At 63.7% G+C, this 5,676-nt stretch carries 4 protein-coding genes and 1 pseudogene; 4 read left to right on the plus strand and 1 reads right to left on the minus strand.

Translation table 11 applies throughout. The annotated features are described in order from the left end of the window. From EN906_RS20785 to EN906_RS20795, 3 genes are all read left to right on the plus strand, one after another. Positions 1-144 (plus strand): MipA/OmpV family protein (locus EN906_RS20785; protein ID WP_206529140.1); only part of this gene is annotated, 144 nt, incomplete at its 5' end. A gap of 233 nt (positions 145-377) precedes the next feature. Further along, positions 378-3,338: an isoleucine--tRNA ligase gene (gene ileS / locus EN906_RS20790; RefSeq protein WP_127271507.1), complete on the plus strand. Its 2,961-nt coding sequence runs from the start codon at positions 378-380 to the stop codon at positions 3,336-3,338. 205 nt (positions 3,339-3,543) lie between these two features. Beyond that, complete coding sequence (locus EN906_RS20795; RefSeq protein WP_127271160.1) at positions 3,544-4,224, plus strand: hypothetical protein; 681 nt, start codon at positions 3,544-3,546, stop codon at positions 4,222-4,224. Between the two features lie 36 nt (positions 4,225-4,260). Here EN906_RS20795 and EN906_RS20800 read toward each other — a convergent pair whose 3' ends face one another. After that, the gene (locus tag EN906_RS20800) at positions 4,261-4,710 is read right to left on the minus strand and encodes a nucleoside deaminase (protein ID WP_127271509.1); all 450 of its coding nucleotides are present in this window, start codon (positions 4,708-4,710) and stop codon (positions 4,261-4,263) included. 281 nt (positions 4,711-4,991) lie between these two features. On the opposite strand from EN906_RS20800, the pseudogene EN906_RS20805 reads away from it, so the two are divergent. After that, positions 4,992-5,676: pseudogene (locus tag EN906_RS20805) on the plus strand (RNA pseudouridine synthase); the annotation flags it as partial.

Here is a 5,676-nt window from a genome sequence, read left to right on the forward strand (position 1 = left end):
GAGCCGATGACCGCCAGCCTGTTTGGCGAATATTCGCGCCTGATGGGACCGGCGGCCGATTCCAGCCTGGTCAAGGAGCGCGGCGACCGCAACCAGTTCATGATTGGCGTGTCGACCACCTACCGCTTCGATTTCACGATGTAGGTGAATCGAACGAGACGCTTTATTCCTGCCGTGGCTTCGGCTAAAAGCCCAGCCATGACCAGCTTTTCGCGCCTTTTCGCGATCGCGATACGAATTACAGGCCCGGTGTTCCGGGTGGCCTGAGCGCCGCCGGAGCCGCCGGGAGTTTCTGCGCGCCCCCTCGCGCTTTTTCCATAACATGATAGTTCACGCCCGAGCTTGTACGCCCGCCGGGCAATGCAAATGGCAGACCAATGACCGATACAACTGAAACGATCGACTATTCCAAAACGCTTTACCTGCCGCAGACGGATTTCCCGATGCGTGCCGGCTTGCCGGAGAAGGAGCCGCTGCTGGTCAAGCGCTGGCAGGACATGGATCTCTACCGCAAGCTGCGCGAGAGCGCTGCCGGCCGCACGAAATACGTGCTGCATGACGGGCCGCCCTACGCCAACGGCAACATCCATATCGGCCACGCGCTGAACAAGATCCTCAAGGATGTCATCACCCGCTCGTTCCAGATGCGCGGCTACGACTCGAACTATGTGCCCGGCTGGGACTGCCACGGCCTGCCGATCGAGTGGAAGATCGAGGAGCAGTACCGCGCCAAGGGCAAGAACAAGGACGAGGTGCCGGTCAACGAATTCCGCAAGGAATGCCGTGAGTTCGCCGCGGGTTGGATCGCTGTGCAGGGGGCCGAGTTCCAGCGCCTCGGCGTCATCGGCGATTTCAAGAACCCCTATACGACGATGGCTTTCCATGCCGAGGCGCGCATCGCCGGCGAGCTCTTGAAATTCGCCATGTCGGGCCAGCTCTATCGCGGCTCCAAGCCGGTGATGTGGAGCGTGGTCGAGCGCACGGCGCTGGCCGAGGCCGAGATCGAGTACCACGACTATGAGAGCGACACGATCTGGGCGAAGTTTCCGGTCGCCAGCTTGGCCCGCCCTGTCGATGGCGAGACCAAGCTGACGGAGGGCGCACTCGATCTGCTGCAGGCACATGTCGTCATCTGGACGACGACGCCATGGACGATCCCCGGCAACCGTGCCGTCAACTATTCGCCGCGCATCAACTATGGCCTCTATGAGGTCACGGCAGCCGAGAACGCATTCGGCCCGCAGTCGGGTGAAAAACTGATCTTTGCCGATGCGCTGGCCGAAGACTCCTCGGTCAAGGCCAAGGTCACCTTGAATCGTCTCCGCAGCGTTTCGGCGCAAGAGCTTGGAAGCCTTACGCTTTCGCATCCGCTCAAGGGTTTTTGCGGCGGCTACGACTTTGCCGTTCCGATGCTCGCCGGCGACCACGTCACCGACGATGCCGGCACCGGCTTCGTCCACACCGCGCCCGGCCACGGCCGCGAGGACTTTGACGCCTGGATGGATGCGGCGGTGGATCTGCGCGCACGCGGCATCGATCCCGCCATCCCGTTCACCGTCGACGACGGCGGTTTCTTCACCAAGGACGCGCCGGGTTTCGGCCCCGACCGGGAGGGTGGACCGGCGCGTGTCATCGACGACAACGGCAAGAAGGGCAACGCCAACCAGGCCGTCATCGACGAGCTGATCAAGCGCAACGCGCTGTTCGCGCGCGGCCGGCTGAAGCACAGCTACCCTCACTCCTGGCGGTCCAAGAAACCGATCATCTTTCGCAACACGCCGCAGTGGTTCGTCTACATGGACAAGGACCTCGGCGACGGCTCGACACTGCGCAGCCGGGCGCTCAAGGCCATTGACGACACCCGCTTCGTGCCCGCCGCCGGCCAGAACCGCATCCGCGCCATGATCGAGGAGCGGCCGGACTGGGTGCTGTCGCGCCAACGCGCCTGGGGCGTGCCGATCGCTGTCTTCGCCGATGCCGACGGCAATGTGCTGAAGGACGAAGCGGTCAACCAGCGCATCATGGACGCCTTCGAGCAGGAGGGCGCCGACGCCTGGTTCGCTGCTGATGCCAAGGAGCGTTTCCTTGGCAATCACGACGCTTCGAAGTGGAAGCAGGTGATGGACATCCTCGACGTCTGGTTCGATTCGGGCTCGACGCACGCCTTCACGCTGGAAGATCGTCCTGACCTGAAATGGCCGGCCGACGTCTATCTCGAAGGCTCCGACCAGCATCGCGGCTGGTTCCATTCGTCGCTGCTGGAAAGCTGCGGCACCAGGGGCAGGGCGCCTTACGACACCGTCGTCACCCATGGTTTCACCATGGACGAGGATGGCCGCAAGATGTCGAAGTCGCTGGGCAACACCGTGGTGCCGCAGGACGTCATCAAGCAGTCGGGCGCCGATATACTGCGTCTGTGGGTGGTGACGACCGACTACTGGGAGGACCAGCGGCTCGGCAAGAACGTGCTGCAGACCAACATCGACGCCTACCGCAAGCTGCGCAACACCATCCGCTGGATGCTGGGTACGCTTGCCCATGACGATGGCGAAGAGGTGCCGCTGGAGAAAATGCCGGAGCTGGAGCGGCTGATGCTGCACCGGCTGGCCGAGCTCGATGAGGTCGTGCGCTCGGGCTACGACGCCTTCGAATTCAAGCGCATCACCCGCATGCTGCTCGATTTCATGGTGGTCGAGCTGTCGGCGTTCTATTTCGACATCCGCAAGGACGCGCTCTACTGCGACGCGCCGTCGAGCCTGAAGCGCAAGGCTTCGGTGCAGGTGGTGCGCCATCTCTTCGATTGCCTGGTGAAATGGCTGGCGCCGATGCTGCCTTTCACCATGGAGGAGGCCTGGCTTGACCGTCATCCCGACGCCGTCTCGGTGCATCTCGACCAGTTCCCGCAAATCCCGGCGGACTGGAAGAACGAGGCGCTGGCGGAAAAGTGGCGCCAGGTGCGGCAGGTGCGGCGCGTCGTTACCGGCGCGCTGGAGATCGCGCGCGCCCAGAAGGTGATCGGATCGTCGCTGGAAGCGGTGCCGGTCGTCACAATCAACGACGCAGCGCTCGAAGCGGCGATTTCAGATGTCGACATGGCCGAGATGGCGATCACCAGCGATCTGGTCATCGCTCATGGCGAGGCACCGGCTGGTGCCTTCGCGATCGACGACGTCAAGGGTGTCGCCGTGGTGGTCGAGAAGGCCGAGGATCGTGGCCTGTTAAAATGTGCACGCTCCTGGCGCTACACCGCCGATGTTGGCCAGGATCCGGAATTCCCGGATGTTTCGGCCAGGGATGCGGCGGTGCTGCATGAATTGAAAGCGCTTGGCCGACTTTAACGGTTAGTCGGCTGGATCGGTGCACAAATGCCACGCCGGGCGGGCGAAAACCGCCCGCGCGTTGCCCTTAACGAGTGGTTGAGGTAAACACGCGAAACTCCGGAAGACAAATTGTCGCCGGATTTCCGTCGCAAGTGCTTGGACGATGGGGACCGGCCACAAGCTGGTGGCAATCGAGAGGCTGTCTAGAGTGGGACTTTTTGGCATGACCGAGAGATATAATGCGCGCTTGGCGCTGCTGGCGCCGCTTGTCGCGTCGGGCCTCGCTTTGTCGGGCTGCATGGGCTCTCCGACCTACGGCACCGACAAGACCGCCGGCGAACAACTGGCCGGCGATATTTCGGGCGCTTTTTCATTCGCGCCGAAGCGCAAGGAACAGATCGACTACAAGCCGCGTCCGACGCTCGTGAAGCCGGCGCCAGGCCAGAAGGAAGCGCTGCCGGCCCCGCAGGACAGCATCGAGACGGCGAGCGCCGAATGGCCCGAATCGCCCGAGCAGCGCCGCGCCCGCTTGCGCGCCGACGCCACCGCCCATCAGAACGACCCGGCCTATCAGTCGGAGATCATCGACGACGTGCAGACGGACCCGGCCTCGGTCAAGAGGGCGATGGCGGAGTCAGGGTCGAGCCACCCGCCGGCATGGACACCGGCCGATTCCGACAAGGGCCGTGCCGCCGAGATCCAGCGCCGCCTTGCCGACAGCAAGCAGGGCGATCCGAACACCCGCAAATATCTGAGCGAGCCTCCAGTGCAGTATCGTGTCGCGGCCGGCACGGCGCCGCAAGATCAGCTTGGCGAGGACGAGTACAAGAAGGAACGCCGCCTCAAGAAAGAGGCGGAAGGCAAGAAGGGCAGCGGCTGGTTCGACTGGATGCCGTCTCTGTAAGAACACCACGTTGTGTCGCCGGGCGTTGCGCCCGGTTCAGCCGCGCCGTTCCCGGAAAAATTCCTTGAGCAATAGACCCGCTTCGGTCTCGCCCATGCCCGGATAGATGTCGGGCGCGTGGTGGCAGGTCGGCGAGGCGAAAAAACGTACGCCATTGACCACGGCACCACCCTTGTCGTCGGCGGCGCCGAAATAAAGCCGGCGCAGCCGGGCAAAGGAAATGGCGCCGGCGCACATGGCGCAAGGTTCCAGCGTCACATAGAGATCATGGCCGGTCAGCCGCTCGGCCGACAGTTTGCGGCAAGCTTCGCGGATGACCAGCATCTCGGCATGCGCGGTCGGGTCGGCAAGTTCGCGTGTGCGGTTGCCGGCGCTGGCGACAACACCAGCGCCATTGGCGATGACGGCGCCGACCGGCACTTCGCCTCGCAAGGCGGCAGCCTCGGCCTCCTTCAGTGCCAGCGCCATGAAATCGGGCCGCTTCACGCGATTTCCACTCCGATTATCTCCTCGCCACCTGACGGAGCAAGTTCGTTTCGAATGAACCGCACTTGCTCCAGGCTTTTGATTTTCGTTTGTCTTTTTGGAAAAACCGGTCTCCACTTTTCCCTGACAAACTCCAGTGATCCTGTTATTGAGCGCAGGACCTCGAAAATCGGGACTCGGTTTTCGAAAATGATCATGCGCCACATCAAAAGTGCTACAGCGTTCGTTGCGCGCCCGAAAGGATGCGCCACGCTGTAGCAGCGCAAACGGATAAAGGCCACATGGACGACAACGACAAGAAATTCCGACCCAGGAACGGTCCGGCCAAGAGTGGGCCGAAAGCCGCGGGACCGCGCAGCCGTGATGGCGCCGCGGGCAAGGGCGGCAAGCCGTCCTTTGGCGCCAAGAAACCTTACGCACCGCGTGGCGATCGGCCGATGGCTGCCGATGGCGAGCGGCCGAAGCGCGATTTCAAGGGCGGGGACAAGCCTTTCAGCAAAGGCCCGCGTCCCGAAGGCAAGCCTTTTGAGAAGCGCGAAGGGCCGCGCAAGCCCTACGCACCGCGCGGCGACCGCCCGATGGCCGCCGAGGGTGAGCGCAAACCGTATGAGAAGCGCGAAGGACCACGCAAGCCCTACGCACCGCGCGGCGATCGCCCGGTGGCCGCCGAAGGCGAGCGCAAGCCTTTTGAAAAGCGCGAGGGGCCGCGCAAGCCTTATGCACCGCGCGGCGATCGCCCGGTGGCCGCCGAAGGCGAGCGCAAGCCCTATGAAAAGCGCGAGGGGCCGCGCAAGCCTTATGCACCGCGCGGCGACCGGCTGATGGCCGCCGAAGGCGAGCGCAAGCCCTATGAAAAGCGCGAGGGGCCGCGCAAGCCTTATGCGCCCCGTGGCGATCGCCCGGTGGCCGCCGAAGGCGAGCGCAAGCCCTATGAAAAGCGCGAGGGGCCGCGCAAGCCCTATGCAC

This window comes from Mesorhizobium sp. M7A.F.Ca.CA.004.06.1.1, from assembly GCF_003999135.1.
Lineage (GTDB): Bacteria > Pseudomonadota > Alphaproteobacteria > Rhizobiales > Rhizobiaceae > Mesorhizobium.

Coding starts and splice junctions, on each gene's coding strand:
- ileS (WP_127271507.1), top strand. CDS start 378: ATGACCGATACAACTGAAACGATCGACTATTCCAAAACGCTTTACCTG.
- EN906_RS20795 (WP_127271160.1), top strand. CDS start 3,544: ATGACCGAGAGATATAATGCGCGCTTGGCGCTGCTGGCGCCGCTTGTC.